This is a genomic window from Neisseria sp. Dent CA1/247 (genome assembly GCF_022870825.1).
GTDB lineage: Bacteria > Pseudomonadota > Gammaproteobacteria > Burkholderiales > Neisseriaceae > Neisseria > Neisseria zoodegmatis.
In genome coordinates, this window is the sequence record NZ_CP091522.1 from 2,407,938 (window position 1) to 2,422,822 (window position 14,885).

The 14,885-nt window shown below is 53.2% G+C and carries 14 protein-coding genes; 10 read left to right on the forward strand and 4 right to left on the reverse strand.

Annotation, left to right across the window (positions count from 1 at the left end; genetic code table 11):
• The first annotated feature begins 136 nt into the window (after nucleotides 1-136).
• From LVJ85_RS11810 to LVJ85_RS11840, 7 genes are all read left to right on the forward strand, one after another.
• Entirely contained in the window at nucleotides 137-1,192 is a 1,056-nt protein-coding gene (locus LVJ85_RS11810; RefSeq protein ID WP_244739970.1) for an NAD(+)/NADH kinase, read from the forward strand.
• An 11-nt stretch (nucleotides 1,193-1,203) separates the two neighbouring features.
• On the forward strand, nucleotides 1,204-1,365 hold the full coding sequence (locus LVJ85_RS11815; RefSeq protein ID WP_244739972.1) for a hypothetical protein: 162 nt from the start codon (nucleotides 1,204-1,206) through the stop codon (nucleotides 1,363-1,365).
• A 54-nt stretch (nucleotides 1,366-1,419) separates the two neighbouring features.
• Nucleotides 1,420-2,400: a thiamine pyrophosphate-dependent dehydrogenase E1 component subunit alpha gene (locus LVJ85_RS11820; RefSeq protein WP_244739974.1), complete on the forward strand. Its 981-nt coding sequence runs from the start codon at nucleotides 1,420-1,422 to the stop codon at nucleotides 2,398-2,400.
• Nucleotides 2,401-2,427: 27 nt separating this feature from the next.
• Complete coding sequence (locus tag LVJ85_RS11825) at nucleotides 2,428-3,447, forward strand: alpha-ketoacid dehydrogenase subunit beta (RefSeq protein WP_244739975.1); 1,020 nt, start codon at nucleotides 2,428-2,430, stop codon at nucleotides 3,445-3,447.
• A gap of 164 nt (nucleotides 3,448-3,611) precedes the next feature.
• Nucleotides 3,612-3,929 (forward strand): biotin/lipoyl-containing protein, encoded by a 318-nt coding sequence (locus tag LVJ85_RS11830; protein ID WP_085363362.1) that lies wholly within the window; start codon nucleotides 3,612-3,614, stop codon nucleotides 3,927-3,929.
• 187 nt (nucleotides 3,930-4,116) lie between these two features.
• Nucleotides 4,117-4,899, forward strand: coding sequence for an acetoin reductase (locus LVJ85_RS11835; protein WP_054600441.1), 783 nt, complete (start codon nucleotides 4,117-4,119; stop codon nucleotides 4,897-4,899).
• Between the two features lie 96 nt (nucleotides 4,900-4,995).
• On the forward strand, nucleotides 4,996-5,712 hold the full coding sequence (locus tag LVJ85_RS11840; protein ID WP_244739977.1) for a hypothetical protein: 717 nt from the start codon (nucleotides 4,996-4,998) through the stop codon (nucleotides 5,710-5,712).
• Nucleotides 5,713-5,839: 127 nt separating this feature from the next.
• Here the strand turns inward: LVJ85_RS11840 and LVJ85_RS11845 are convergent, their stop codons facing one another.
• Nucleotides 5,840-6,634: a thymidylate synthase gene (locus LVJ85_RS11845; protein WP_244739979.1), complete on the reverse strand. Its 795-nt coding sequence runs from the start codon at nucleotides 6,632-6,634 to the stop codon at nucleotides 5,840-5,842.
• A gap of 480 nt (nucleotides 6,635-7,114) precedes the next feature.
• On the opposite strand from LVJ85_RS11845, the gene gdhA reads away from it, so the two are divergent.
• Nucleotides 7,115-8,458, forward strand: a complete 1,344-nt coding sequence (gene gdhA, locus LVJ85_RS11850; RefSeq protein ID WP_244739980.1) for an NADP-specific glutamate dehydrogenase — start codon at nucleotides 7,115-7,117, stop codon at nucleotides 8,456-8,458.
• A gap of 151 nt (nucleotides 8,459-8,609) precedes the next feature.
• Here the strand turns inward: gdhA and LVJ85_RS11855 are convergent, their stop codons facing one another.
• A complete protein-coding gene (locus tag LVJ85_RS11855; RefSeq protein ID WP_244739981.1) occupies nucleotides 8,610-9,698 on the reverse strand; it encodes a class I SAM-dependent methyltransferase in 1,089 nt (362 codons plus the stop codon).
• A gap of 369 nt (nucleotides 9,699-10,067) precedes the next feature.
• Nucleotides 10,068-10,214 (reverse strand): lipoprotein signal peptidase, encoded by a 147-nt coding sequence (locus tag LVJ85_RS13515; protein ID WP_304168104.1) that lies wholly within the window; start codon nucleotides 10,212-10,214, stop codon nucleotides 10,068-10,070.
• An 82-nt stretch (nucleotides 10,215-10,296) separates the two neighbouring features.
• Here LVJ85_RS13515 and LVJ85_RS11860 point away from each other — a divergent pair, with 82 nt between their 5' ends.
• The gene (locus LVJ85_RS11860) at nucleotides 10,297-11,118 is read left to right on the forward strand and encodes a hypothetical protein (RefSeq protein WP_244739983.1); all 822 of its coding nucleotides are present in this window, start codon (nucleotides 10,297-10,299) and stop codon (nucleotides 11,116-11,118) included.
• Nucleotides 11,119-11,358: 240 nt separating this feature from the next.
• Here LVJ85_RS11860 and rmuC read toward each other — a convergent pair whose 3' ends face one another.
• Nucleotides 11,359-12,954: a DNA recombination protein RmuC gene (gene rmuC, locus LVJ85_RS11865; protein ID WP_244739984.1), complete on the reverse strand. Its 1,596-nt coding sequence runs from the start codon at nucleotides 12,952-12,954 to the stop codon at nucleotides 11,359-11,361.
• Between the two features lie 457 nt (nucleotides 12,955-13,411).
• Between rmuC and LVJ85_RS11870 the strand changes: the two genes are divergently transcribed.
• Nucleotides 13,412-14,785 carry a transferrin-binding protein-like solute binding protein gene (locus tag LVJ85_RS11870; protein WP_244739985.1) on the forward strand — a complete coding sequence of 458 codons (1,374 nt, stop codon included), beginning with the start codon at nucleotides 13,412-13,414 and terminating at the stop codon, nucleotides 14,783-14,785.
• Nucleotides 14,786-14,885 lie beyond the last annotated feature (100 nt).

Here is a 14,885-nt window from a genome sequence, read left to right on the forward strand (position 1 = left end):
ACTGTCACATCAGGCCGTCTGAAAAATTCAAAAAACCAATCTTTCCATAAAAATCATTTGGTTACATATCAATCTGCTTTCAGGCATAGGGATTGCTGTGTTGTCCTTAACAGCAAGTGCTGCGAGGAGAAAAGCCATGTCTGCAACCGTTCGCGTCGGCATTATTGCCAACCCCGTTTCCGCACGCGATATACGCCGGATTATTTCCCATGCCGCGGGGCTGTCGCTGGGCGAGCGCGTCAACATGCTGGTACGTATTTTGTCCGCGCTGGCGGCGTGCCGCGTTGATGAAGTGTTGTTGATGCCGGAAATGGAAGGTTTGCGCATGCTGCTGGAGCGGCGGCTGCCGGCGGTGATGAGCGAATTGGATTATCCGCTGCCGCGCTTGCGCTGGGTGGACATGACGGTAAACAACAACACCAACGACTCGGTGGCAGCCGCTGAAATCATGCGTGAAGAAGGTGTGTCGGCCATTTTGGTGCTGGGCGGCGACGGTACGCACCGCGCGGTGGTGAAAGGCTGCGGCTGCGTTCCCATCGCAGGTATTTCCACCGGCACCAACAATGCGTTTCCGCCGATGCGCGAAGTGACCGTCACTGCTTGGGCGGTGGGTTTGTATGCCACGGAAAACGTGCCGCGTGAAGAGGCTTTGCGGTCAAACAAATGCCTGCACATCTGCAAATACGACGCCTCGGGCAAGGAAGTGCTGCACGAAATCGCGCTCATCGACGCCGCCGTATTAAACGAAGGCATTCTCGGCGCAAAAGCCATCAGTGAAACAGACACGCTGCGCACGTTTATCACCACGCAGGCTTCGATTGAGGCGGTGGGGCTGTCGGCGGTGGCAGCGGTGTTGCAGCCGGTAGGCCGTTACGAAACGGGCGGGCTGCTGGTGGAACTGGTGCCGTCGTACGGTCCGCACGCGGCAGGCAAGGCGTTTACCGTACAGGCCGTACTCACACCCGGCATGATCGAAAACATCAACATTGCCGCCTACCGCCGCTTCTACGCAGACGAAGAATACCGCCTGAGCGGACAAACCGGCTTGGTGGCGCTGGACGGCGAGCGCGAAATAGCGTTCCGCGAAGACGAAACCATCGCCATCACTTTGCAGGAAGAGGCGTTTTACACGCTGGACGTACCCGCCGTGCTGGAATATGTGAGCGCTCAAAGGCGCAAACGGCATGGATAGGACGGGTGTCCTTGCCCTTCAGCTATGCCGCAGGCCGTCTGAAAAAATCGACAAACAACCTCCACTCGCAAAAAACCAACGGCAGGCAGGGATGTCCGCCCTACGGAAAACGGCAAGCCCGCGAAGCCGTTCATAAAACACAACCGAAAGGCCGTCTGAAAACGCATATATAGAACGGGCATCCTTGCCCGCCGCCCTCTAAAAACCGTTAAACAAGGAGAAAACCCATGAGCATCAAACTGCCTTTAGATAAAGACCAACTGCTCGAAGTGTACCGCCGCATGAAAACGATACGCGAGTTTGAAGAGCGGCTGCATATCGACTTCGCGCGCGGCGACATTCCCGGCTTCGTGCATCTGTATGCCGGCGAAGAAGCCACCGGCGTGGGCGTGATTTTCCACCTGAACGACGACGACCGCATCGCCAGTACCCACCGCGGCCACGGCCACTGCATCGCCAAAGGCGTGGACGTGATCGGCATGATGAAAGAAATCTACGGCAAACGCGACGGGCTTTGCAAAGGCAAAGGCGGCTCGATGCACATTGCCGATTTGTCGAAAGGCATGATGGGCGCCAACGGTATTGTCGGTGCCGGTGCGCCGCTGGCCTGCGGTGCTGCGCTGGCCGCCAAATTTCAGGGCAAAGGCGGCGTGGCCGTTACTTTCTGCGGCGACGGCGCAGCCAATCAAGGCACGGTGCTGGAAAGCCTGAACTTAGCGGCCATTTGGAATCTGCCGGTGATTTTCGTGATTGAAAACAACGGCTACGCCGAATCTACTTCACGCGACTACGGTACTGCTGCCAACAGTTTCGCCGACCGCGGCGTCGGTTTCGGCATCCCCGGCGTGGTGGTGGACGGCAACGACTTTTTCGCCGTGTACGAAGCCGCCGGCGAAGTGATCCGCCGCGCCCGCAACGGCGGCGGCCCCGCGCTGCTGGAATGCAAAACCAACCGTTTCTTCGGCCACTTTGAAGGCGACGCGCAAACCTACCGCCCTAAAGGTGAAGTGGACAACCTGCGCGCCAACCACGACTGCCTGAAAATCTTCCGCCGCCGCGTAACCGAAGCAGGCGTACTTACCGATGCCGAACTCGATGCCGTCGACCAAGAAGTGCATGAATTAATCGAACGCTCGGTACAAGAAGCCAAAGCCGCACCTGCGCCGAATCCGGAAGATTTGCTGACAGATGTTTATGTAAGCTATTGAAAACGATAAAAACAGGAGAAACAGATTATGTCCCGCCAATTAACCATGAAATTAGCGATTAACGAAGCTATCGACCAAGAAATGAGCCGCGACCCCACCGTGATTATGATGGGTGAAGACATTGTCGGCGGTGCAGGCGCCAGCGGCGAACGCGACGCTTGGGGCGGCGTACTCGGCCTATCCAAAGGGCTGTATGCCAAACACGGCGACCGCCTCATCGACACGCCGCTTTCCGAAGCCGCCTATGTCGGTGCAGCCATCGGCGCCGCTACCTGCGGCCTGCGTCCGATTGCCGAATTGATGTTTATCGACTTTATGGGCGTGTGCTTCGACCAAATTCTCAACCAAGCCGCCAAGTTCCGCTATATGTTCGGTGGCAAAGCCGAAACGCCCGTCGTGATCCGCGCCATGGTCGGCGGCGGTTTCAGCGCAGCGGCGCAGCACAGCCAAATGCTCACGCCCATGTTTACCCATGTGCCGGGCTTGAAAGTCGTGTGCCCGTCCAACCCTTATGACGCCAAAGGCTTGTTGGTACAGTCTATCCGCGACAACGACCCCGTGATTTTCTGCGAACACAAAAGCCTGTATGCCGTTAAAGGCGACGTGCCGGAAGAGCTGTATGCCATCCCCTTCGGCCAAGCCAACATCGTGCGCGAAGGTAAAGACGCCACCATCGTTACCTACGGCATGATGGTTCAGCGCAGTATGGACGCCGCCAAAGCGCTGGAAAAAGAAGGCATCGAAGCAGAAGTAATCGACCTGCGCACCCTTTCGCCGCTCGATATCGACACCGTGTTGAAATCAGTTGAAAAAACCGGCCGCTTAGTGGTGGTGGACGAAGCCAGCCCCCGTTGCAACATCGCCACCGACATTTCCGCTCAAGTGTGCCGGCAAATCTTCGGCGCACTCAAATCCGGCATCGAAATGGTGTCGCCGCCGCACACGCCCGTGCCGTTTTCCAACGTGCTGGAAAAACTCTACCTGCCCGGCGGCAAGCAAATCGCCGAAGCCGTTCGCAAAACATTAGGAAAGGTTGAGGCCGTCTGAAAGCGAATGTGGAGAGCTTCGCCAAAGCGGGCTTGTCAGTTTTGCCAAAACACCATCGGCAAATTGCCCGACGAAAGGCGGGCAAAAACACCTGCCTTTTGAAACCATACAGCCCTCTGTGAAACGTTTTCAGACGGCATCCACAATAAACAAAGGAGACAACCATGAGTAACATCAAACCCGTCATCATCCCCAAATGGGGTCTGACCATGGAAGAAGGCACCATCAACGAATGGCTGATTGAAGTCGGCACACCCGTGAGCGTCGGCATGGAAATCCTCAACATCGACACCGACAAACTCACCAACGCTGTCGAAGCCACCGACTCGGGCGTATTGCGGCGCATCCTCCACGGCGCAGGCGAAACCCTGCCGGTGAAAACCCTGATCGGCATCCTCGCCGATGCCGACACCCCCGAAGCCGACATCGACGCCTTTATCGCCAACTGGGTGCCGCCGTCTGCCGACGAAGTGGATGAATAAGGCCGGTTTCACGCAAGTACATTCATTACAGCCCGAAGCCCGACAACCGCATCCCCCGCTTCGAGTGGGGGATGAATAGAAAACCACAGGCTCACTTTACCAAGCAGGCCATCCGCTTTTTCAGACGGCCTGTTTCAACAAGCAAAGATATTGTTCAAATCAGTATTGGAAAACAAGGAGAAACACCATGCCCCAACAAAAAACCGCAGTCATTACCGGCTCTGCCGACGGTCTGGGCAAAGGCATTGCCGAACGCCTTGCCCGAGACGGCTTTAATATCGTCTTATCCGATATCGACGGCAATAAACTCGCCCAAACCGAGCAAGCGTTCAAAAACCGTAATCAGCCCGTTGCTTCGTTCAAAGGCGACGTGTCGAAACGGGCAGATCAGTTTGCACTCGTCCAACATGCCGTCGATACTTTCGGGCAGGTTGACGTGTTTATCAACAACGCCGGCATTGAAGAAGTGTTGCCGCTGCTGGACGTTACCGAAGCCGATTTCGACCGCGTGTTCAACATCAACGTCAAAGGCGTACTCTACGGCATGCAGGCCGCAGCGGAACAAATGAAAAAGCAAGACAGCAGCCGCGTGTATAAAATCATCAACGCATGCAGCATCGCCGGTCACGAATCATTCGACCTCTTGGGCGTGTATTGCGCCAGCAAATTCTCCGTGCGCGCCCTCACCATCGCCGCCGCCAAAGAATTGGCCAAACACAACATCACGGTCAACGGCTACTGCCCCGGTGTTGCCGGCACCAAAATGTGGGACCGCATCGACGCCGAAATGGGCAAGCACCTCGGCCTCAAGCCCGGCGAGGCATTTGAAAAATTCTCGGCAGGCATTCTGATGGGGCGCACACAAGTACCTGAAGATGTCGCCTCGCTGGTACATTATCTGGCTTCGGAAGACTCCGACTACATGACCGGCCAATCCCTGATTATCGATGGCGGCATGGTGTTCCGTTAATACGGAAAGAGGCCGTCTGAAACGCAATATAGTTCAGACGGCCTCATCTTTTTCCTTTACTATCTAAACCTTACCCTCTCCGCCGGAGCTTTCTCCATGCCGCTGATTCCGCCCGTTGTTTTTTACCCCGAACACCGCTTCGACCTTACCGCCCGAAGCTGGGCCGACAACGAACGCGCTTTTTTAGCAGCCGTCGGCAGGCCGTCTGAAAGCATGGCGCTGATACATGAAGGTGGCGACGGCATCGTCGTGCCGCGCAGCTATCAGCAAGGCCGGCCGAATTTTCAGACGGCCTGTGAAACTCTGGCCGGCGAAGGCTTGGCCGTACATGTGCGCCTGTCGGGTGGCGGCGTGGTGCCGCAAGCCACCGGCGTGATCAACCTGCATTTGGGCTATACCGCCGACACACCCAATCCCTTACCGGCGGCGGAAGCGCATTATCAAGCTTTGTGCGGCCTGCTCTCGGAATTGCTGCGCCACTTCGGCATCACCGCTACCGCCCAAGCCGTAGAGGGTTCGTTTTGCGACGGACGCTTCAACCTTGCCGTCAACGGCCGCAAAATTGCCGGAACCGCCCAACATTGGCAACGCGACAAAAGCGCGGAAAACCGCTACCGCGTCCTTTCCCACGCCGTTATCCTCGCCGCCGACCCGCATTTGCTTACCGACCGCGCCAACCGTTTTGAAGCGGCTATCGGCAGCACCGTCCGCTACCGTGCCGACAAAACCGCGTCGATTGCTGAATTGTCCGGCGCAAACGGCACCGAAGTAGCCGCCCGACTGCGCCGCCTGCTCGGTCATAACTTTTCGTGAGCTTGATTGAACGGACTGCTTCGACAAAACCTATCTGCATACTTAAAAAGCAATGAGGCCGTCTGAAAGCGAAACTCACTACATTCGCTTTCAGACGGCCTCATTACATGAATCAATACAGATAAGGCTAAACTGCCACGGCAGCTTTGATATGCGGGTGCGGGTCGTAATCCACCAGCTCGAAGTCTTCAAATTTAAAGTCAAACAAATCTTTCACTTCGGGATTCAGCTTCATCTGCGGCAACGGGCGCGGGTCGCGGGTGAGTTGCAGCTCGGCTTGCTCGAAATGGTTGCTGTACAAATGGGCATCGCCGAACGAATGGATAAACTCCCCTGCTTCCAAACCGCACACCTGTGCCATCATCATGGTCAGCAAGGCGTAGCTGGCGATGTTGAACGGCACACCCAAAAAGATGTCGGCGCTGCGCTGATACAGCTGGCACGACAGTTTGCCGTCGGCCACATAAAATTGAAACAGCGCATGGCACGGCGGCAAAGCCATATCGTCCACCAGCGCGGGATTCCATGCCGACACGATCAGACGGCGGCTGTCGGGGTTGGTTTTGATTTGACGCACCACATTGGCGATTTGGTCGATATGTCTGCCGTCGGGTGCAGGCCAAGAGCGCCATTGGTAGCCGTACACCGGGCCTAAATCGCCGTTTTCGTCCGCCCATTCGTCCCAAATGGAAACGTTATTGTCTTTCAGATACTTAATATTGGTATCGCCTTTTAAGAACCACAAAAGCTCGTGAATAATCGAGCGCAGATGCAGTTTTTTCGTGGTCAGCAGCGGAAAGCCTTGGCTTAAATCAAAACGCATTTGATAACCGAATATGGAGCGCGTGCCGGTGCCGGTGCGGTCGGATTTATCGCTGCCGTGTTCCAAAACATGGCGCATGAGGTCTTGATAGGCTTTCATGGGATTCCTTAATGATAGAGCTGAGTGTTTTCAGACGGCCTGATCATACTGATTCAGCCGTGAGTGCCGGCATTTGCCGAACCGCTGCTTAAACAGGCTGATTCGGCGTTTCTTACGGTCAACGTGAAGCGGCGATTGTACACCAATCGCACACCCAACGCGAAAACCCGCCCGATGCCGATGCTAAGGTTTTCAGACGGCCTTAAGCGGCAGCACCGCCCGCCGCACAAAATAGCGGATTTCAATAATCGCGTTTATTTTAATTGGCAGATAAAGCCAAAATAAAAATAAAATCTAAAACTATATTCTTAAAAACATCTTTTTTTTAAACAAAACGTTTAAAAACAAAAAATATAAAAAAAATAATGTCAACAATTTTACAAATTTTTTCTTGGCAAATACACTGAAGAAGTTTATATTAGCAACAAATAAATTTTCTTAACTGTATCTATTTTAAACCACTACTTTCGGAGAACTTTCATGTCAGTCAATCTGAACAATCTGTTTGAAAAAATCAAACAGCGCGACCCCAACCAGCCCGTGTTTCACCAAGCTGTCGAAGAAGTGTTCGGCAGCCTTGCCCCCTTCCTTGCCAAAAACCCCAAATACACCGAGCACGGCCTGCTGGAGCGCATCGTTGAGCCTGAGCGCGTGATTATGTTCCGCGTGTCTTGGGTGGACGACAAAGGACAAGTTCAAGTCAACCGCGGCTATCGCGTACAAATGAACTCCGCCATCGGCCCCTACAAAGGCGGCCTGCGCTTCCACCCCACCGTGGACTTGGGCGTGCTGAAATTCTTGGCGTTTGAACAAGTATTCAAAAACGCCCTGACCACCCTGCCCATGGGCGGCGGCAAAGGCGGCTCCGACTTCGACCCCAAAGGCAAGAGCGACGGCGAAGTGATGCGCTTCTGCCAAGCATTCATGACCGAGCTTTACCGCCACATCGGCGCCGATACCGACGTACCTGCGGGCGACATCGGCGTGGGCGGTCGTGAAATCGGCTTCCTGTTCGGCCAATACAAACGCTTGAGCAATGAGTTTACTTCCGTACTTACCGGCAAAGGCCTGCAATACGGCGGCAGCCTGATCCGTCCCGAAGCCACCGGCTACGGTACCGTTTATTTTGCCGACAGCATGCTGAAAACCAAAGGCAACAGCATGGCGGCGAAAAAAGTATTGGTTTCCGGTTCGGGTAACGTAGCGCAATACGCCGCCGAAAAATGTATCCAACTGGGTGCGAAGGTATTGACCGTTTCCGACTCCAACGGTTTCGTACTCTTCCCCGACAGCGGCATGACCGAAGCTCAATTGGCCGCCTTGATCGAGTTGAAAGAAGTGCGCCGCGAACGTTTGTCGGTTTATGCCAAAGAGCAAGGTTTGGAATACTTTGAAGGCAAAAAACCGTGGGGCGTACCTTGCGATGTGGCTCTGCCTTGCGCCACTCAAAACGAGCTGGACGAAAGCGATGCGAAAACCCTGTTGTCCAACGGCTGCTTCTGCGTGGCCGAAGGTGCCAACATGCCTTCTACTTTGGGCGCGGTTGAAGCTTTTGTTCACGCCAAGATTCTGTATGCTCCGGGCAAAGCGTCCAACGCCGGCGGCGTAGCCACTTCCGGTTTGGAGATGAGCCAAAACCACATCCGCCTGTCTTGGGAACGTGAAGAAGTCGACCGACGCCTGTTCGGCATCATGGAAAACATCCATGAAAACTGTGTGGCCAACGGCACTGAAGAAGGCGGCTACGTCAACTACGTTAACGGCGCGAACATTGCCGGCTTCAAGAAAGTGGCCGAAGCCATGTTGGCTCAAGGCGTGGTGTAAGCGTATGATTATTTAGCGTTACAAACGCCAAAAGGCCGTCTGAAAAATTTTTCAGACGGCCTTTCGTATTGTATGGATAAATTTTATCCGCATAAACCTGCTATATATTGTCTATGCGGATGATCAAACGGCACTAACTGTGTATTAAGCCTTATGCTTTTTTGCGGCAACGCAAGATGCTGTGCCCGCGGCCCAATTTGTCGTGTATTTCCACCACCTGCAAGCCGGCGTTTTCCACGCAGCGTATCATGTCTTCGGAATGGTAGATTTTGCTGTTGCCGTTGGCCATGGCGGTGAAGTAAATGCTGGTTTGCGTTAAGCAGTAGGCCGCGGTTTCATATTTCTGCCTGTCCCAAAACGGCTCCATGATATAGAGGTCGGTATGTTCACCCATAGAACGCGCGGCGCGGCTCAAGATGCCGGTAACTTCCTCTTCGGAGAAACAATCGAGAAACTGGCTCATCCAAATGGCATCAAAACCTGTGGGGAACGGCACTTCGGGATCCAACAGATTGGCAGGATGGCCGTGAATACGCTCTTCGCCCGGCTTGCCGGCCACCGCTTTGCGCATCAAGCCGATTTGCTGGGGCAAGTCCATAATCGTTACTTCAACGTCTTGATCGTAGCCCACGCACTGCACCGCCCAACGGCCGGTATTACCGCCGACATCCAGCAGTTTTTTCACCGGGCGGGCAAACACAATCTCCAGTGCTTCGGCAAACGAATTGTCCGAATAATAATGGTCAAACGCAAACCATTTTTCCTGCGTAACGGCAGGCAGTTGCGACAAACCTTCGTAAATCGTCGGCCAGCTGCCGAACACTTTCAAACCTTCGGGCTTGCCGTTGAGCAAAGTGGCTTCCAGATCAAACAAACCTTGATAGCAAACCTCGTGCACAAAATCCATGTTTACGCGCGCCATCGGGTCTTTGATTAAAAACCAGCCCGCTTTGGAAATAAGATAACGGCCGTCTTGGGTCAGCACCGTGCCGATGGTCAGCGAAGACTCCAGCAACACCTGCGCGGCATAACGGCTCAAACCGGCACTTTCGGCAATTTCGTCGAGCGTCATGCCTTCCTGCTTGTTGTTGAGGCGGTCTAAAATGCCGAACTTCACCATCAGGCGCGACACTTGGAACACCACCGGAGCAAAGGCAATTTCTTGTGCCAAACGCTGTGCATCACCGGCGGAAAGCTGCTCGGTGGAATATCGTTTTTCTAAAGCAGGAAATAATTTCATAATGTGTCAGATAAGATAAATATAAAGTGGTATCAATGGCAAGGAATTGCCGCATTGAGGCCGTCTGAAAACGAGCTTGCGGGTTTCGCTGAACATTTCAGACGGCCTCAAACCTTATAAACAGGTTTAGCGCGGTGATTATAACATTCTTATCGTGAAAAACAGCTTGGAAAACGGTTACTTCTCTGCCCGCTGCCGCATTTTGCGCACGACCGAAGCCAACGGAAAAGCCGCGGTTCACAGCATGATTTATATACGCTCTTCCCGATTTTCATCCGCATAAATCATTCCGCCAGCACCGCTTTGCAAAGACCGATAATATTCCACCGCAATAATCAAACCGGCCAAAACCTTATCCTGCCGCACCATTCAGACGGCCTGAGACCTTTGCAAAACCCTCAGATGTGGATGCAGTTCAAGGCGTAGCAGCGCAGCGAGTGCAGACATATCATATAGATAGGCAAACGAGTGAGCAGCGCACAACGCAGAAATGCGCCGCAGATGGGGGTTTTGCAAAGGTCTCGGCCTGCCTGCCACGGCTCAAGATAAGGTTGCCCTGTTTATCACCAACAAACCCGCTGAACAAAGGAATACTGATATGAAAAAAATTCTGCTGCCGGTTTTGGCTGCCCTAGCACTCGGCGCCTGCCAAACCATTCCGGCCAATAATGACGTATTTGCGACAAACCACACCGTTTCCCTGCCGCGGACGGAAGCCGAGTTCCTGAAACGCACCGCCCACCTGCAACAGGCGGCAAAAGACCAAAGCGTGAAAGAAATCATTTATTTTGATGAAAATTTCGACCTCAGCGAAACCCCGGTAGATAAAGGCTATTTCCGCAAATCTTACGGCCTGCAAAACAACGGCCTTTATTTGGCGCAAGACTTTTTTGCCGACGGCCGCAAGCAAACCGATTTATTTTATGTAACCAATGCCAACTATCCGGATTCCGCACACGCGCGCGGTCATTTGTCTATCTATAACGATCAAGGCAAGCTCTCCAGCGTTCAATATGTGATCTCCGACAGCCGTTACAGCCGCATCGATTTTTGCAAAAACGGCGAACTGTGCGCCGAGCAGCATTTCACCGAAAACACCGAAAAAGAAGCGCTGTACCTCAACGGCAAAAAGATAGACGAATGGCTGGTAACCAGAAAAAGCACCGGCACCGAATCCAGCAGAAAATTATGGTACCCCAACGGCAAACAGGCTTATTACGGCCTCACTACGGTGGACTATGAAGAAGGCCAAGACAGCAAAGAGGAATACTGGCTGGAAGACGGCACTTCGACAGGCGATAAAAAGCCCGACAGCGAAGCATTCCGTTCATTGGAAAATACTATTGTCGATATCGAGCGCCAAGCCTACGACCGCCAGCCGATGGAAACCACCGACGAAAACTCCGAAACTGCCAACTGAAACGCTGCCCGCCAGCCAAACCGATAACACAACAGCCGCCTGTATTCGCACAGGCGGCTGTTTCTGTTTCATGCTGATTCAAAAACCATCTGCGGGCGGGATAGACAATCTGAAACCTTTGCAAAACCTACAAAGCCCGTTTTGGCGAAACCCGCTAGCGAGTTTTAACGAAGCTCGCAAGCTCGCTTTCAGACGGCCTCAAGCTGTTATCTGAATTTCGCCAAAGTATCTTCTTAACCTTTATTCCCCGTTGCCCTCAGGCAGTTCCAACGCTCCGCTGTCGGCTGTTTCCGCCAGATTTTTTTCAAGCTGCTTCGAGGCTTTCACGCCCAGTTTACGCAGTTTTTCGGCGCGGTTCACCAGATTGCCGCGGCCTTCGGAAAGCTGTTTGAACGCGGCTTGATACTGGCTTTGCGCCTGCTCGATGTTTTTGCCGACGCTTTCCAGCGTGGTAACGAAGTTAACGAATTTGTCGTACAGCTTGCCGCCTTCTTCGGCGATGGCGATGGCGTTTTGGTTTTGTTGCTCGTTGCGCCAAATGTTCGCCACCGTGCGCAGCGTCGCCAGCAGGGTGCTGGGGCCGACGGGCATGATGCGTTTGTCGAAGCACTCTTGAAACAGGTTGTCGTCGTGTTGCAAGGCCAACAGGTAGGCGGGTTCGACGGGGATAAACATAAACACGAAATCGAGCGTGTTCACGCCTTCGATATCGCTGTATTGCTTGAGCGACAGGCTCTTGATGTGGGCGCGTACGCTGGCGGCGTGGGCGGCGAGTGCGCGTTCGGCCTCTTCGGGCGTTTGCGCCTGCGTGTAGCGCACATAGGCGGTGAGCGATACTTTGCTGTCGATGATGATTTGTTTGTTGTCGGGCAGGTTGACCAGCACGTCGGGTTGCAGGCGGCGGGTGCTGCCGTCTTCTTCGTGGCGCACGGAGGCCGTCTGGACAAAATATTCGCGCCCTTTCACCAAGCCTGAATTTTCGAGTACGGTTTCCAGAATCATCTCGCCCCAGTTGCCCTGCGTTTTGTTTTGCACGCCGGTGAGCGCGTCGGTAAGGGCTTTGGCATCGGTGTGAAGCTGGGTATTGAGGGTTTGCAGGCGTTTGAGTTCGTTTTCGAGGGTAAGCCGCTCTTTGGCTTCTTTTTCGTAAGTAGTCTGCACCAGTTGGCTGAACTGCCCCATGCGTTCGTTGAGCGGGATAAGCAGGCGGTTGATGCTTTCGGTGTTGTGTTCGGTGAAGCGTTTGGTTTTTTCTTCGAGAATGTTGTTGGCGAGATTTTGGAACTGGTCGGCAAGGCTTTGGCGCGCTTCGCCCAACAGGGCGAGTTTTCCTTCCGAGGCGAGGCGTTCCTGCTCGATTTGGGTGTGCAGCCTTTCGTTGTGCACTTTCAAATCGGCCACGGTTTGCTGCAACTGGGCATAATCTTCTTTCAGACGGCCTAATTCGCTTTCACGCGCCTGCAAGCCTTCGATGTGCTGTTTGGCGGCGGCAAAGCGGCTGTGGATTTCCCGCATTTCGGCCTGCAAATCCTGCGCATGGCGGCGGCTTTGCGCCAGCTCGTTTTGCAGCGGCTCGATTTGGCTGCTGCGGGTTTCGGCGGTGGCAAGGGCGGTTTGGGCCGTCTGAAACTGCTGTTGCAGGGCATCAAGCGCATTTTCGGCCTCTGCCTGCTCTTGGGCGGCGAACTGATATTGCTGCGTGCGTTCGGCAAGCTGGCTGTTCAAACGGTTTTGCTCGGCCTGATGTTTGTTGCGCAGAATCAGCCAAGTGATGAGGATGCCGAAAAAGGCGGCGGCAAGGGCGGTGAGGATGAGGTAAAGCGCAGAAGTTTCCATAATGTAAACAGGCCGTCTGAAAATGATAAAGCGCGTGAACTATATCATGTTTCAGACGGCCAGCGAGCAGATAAAAACAACAGCTTTGATGGTGCTGTACACGACTTGAAACCATTCGAACAATCAGCAGCCATGCCCAAACATCCCCTTCCCCAAGCCAAACCGTTTGGGCAGATTAACGCATATTTTGTCTGATATTCAGAGCCAATCCGAACCCGGCTTCTTAATCATCCATCATTACTGAAAACGATTACTAAGAAATTTAAATTATTGTTAACAATATTCAAATAGCAAGTATCAACTATTGATAATCGTTTTTATTTTTCTAGAATTTAAAAAACCATAACAATATTTTAAATTATTGTATTTCGAGATACACAAAGCCGTTACTTCAACTGCGTGTTTCCGGTTGGTTTTATCTTTAACGTTGACATAATTTGATAGAGAAAGTAACTCGATGAAAAAATTATCTTTACAAATGGTTGCGGCAATTGCCTGCGCCCTTGCTTTAAATGCCTGTTCCTCAGGAGGCGGTTCGACACCGTCCGCATCATCTACGCCTACCCCTCAAAATCCAAACTCGGCTGAAGCGGCTAATCAGCCCGAAACGCCTAATCAGCCCGAAACGCCTAATCAGCCCGAAGCGCCTAAGCAACCCGAAGCGCCTAAGCAACCCGAAGCGCCTAAGCAACCCGAAGCGCCTAAGCAACCTGAAGCGCCTAAGCAACCTGAAGCGCCTAAGCAACCCGAAGCGCCTAAGCAACCCGAAGCGCCTAAGCAACCCGAAGCGCCTAAGCAACCCGAAGCGCCTAAGCAACCCGAAGCGCCTAAGCAACCCGAAGCGCCTAAGCAACCCGAAACGCCTAAGCAACCCGAAACGCCTAAGCAACCCGAAACGCCTAAGCAACCCGAAACGCCTAAGCAACCCGAAACGCCTAAGCAACCTGAAGTGCCTAAGCAACCTGAAGTGCCTAAGCAACCTGAAGTGCCTAAGCAACCTGAAGTGCCTAAGCAACCTGAAGTGCCTAAGCAACCTGAAGTGCCTAAGCAACCTGAAGTGCCTAAGCAACCTGAAACAGGTTCTACATTTACGGAAGCCTTGGCTAAGGGTTTTATCGCCAATGACACTCGTAAAGATAAAGCGGATTATATGGATCCCAAAAAAGTTGGCGGCATCGTGTTGAGCCTCGACAATACCCGGGGTACAGCAACAGGCCAGTCTCCTAAAACCGAAGCGTTTGATAATCTGATGGTTAACGGAACCAAAATTCTTTTACTGGCACAGTCCAAAGATAAATTAAATGGCATCCGCATCCGCGCCTTGAATCAGAGTGATTTCGAGCCGGGTAAATTTAAAGGCGAAGGTTTGGTTGGCAGTACCGGTCTTGAACCGCGCCAAGACCACTTCAAAAACGTCCGTTACGGGGTTTATACCGTTGATGGTCAATCGCATTTGTTTGTACAGGGCAATCCGACCTTGTCGATGCATCTCTCTTCAGGGACATACTCTTATGGTGGCCGTGCAGTTTACGGCAAAGACGGCAAATACCAAAGAGCAACAACCAATGCTATCGTAGACTTCGGCAAGAAAACGATTGATGTAACCATCACCCCGCCAAGAGCCGCAGGAAGAATCGCCCCCACTCCGTTACAATTCGGCGGCACCATCACGGGCAATACCTTCAGCGGTGTGAAAAACAATATCGAAACCAAAGGCGGCTTCTTCGGCCCCGGCGGAACCGATTTGGGCGGTATTTTCCATGCCACCGGCGGCGAGCATGCCGGCTACAACGGCGCCTACGGTGCATCAGAGCGCGTTCGCACCAAATAATTGATATTAAAAACAAAACCGAAACCTCAAATCAGAGGTTTCGGTTTTTCTATATAAAAATATTGTGTACAGGAATATGTAAGCTGCCGGTTATAGATTT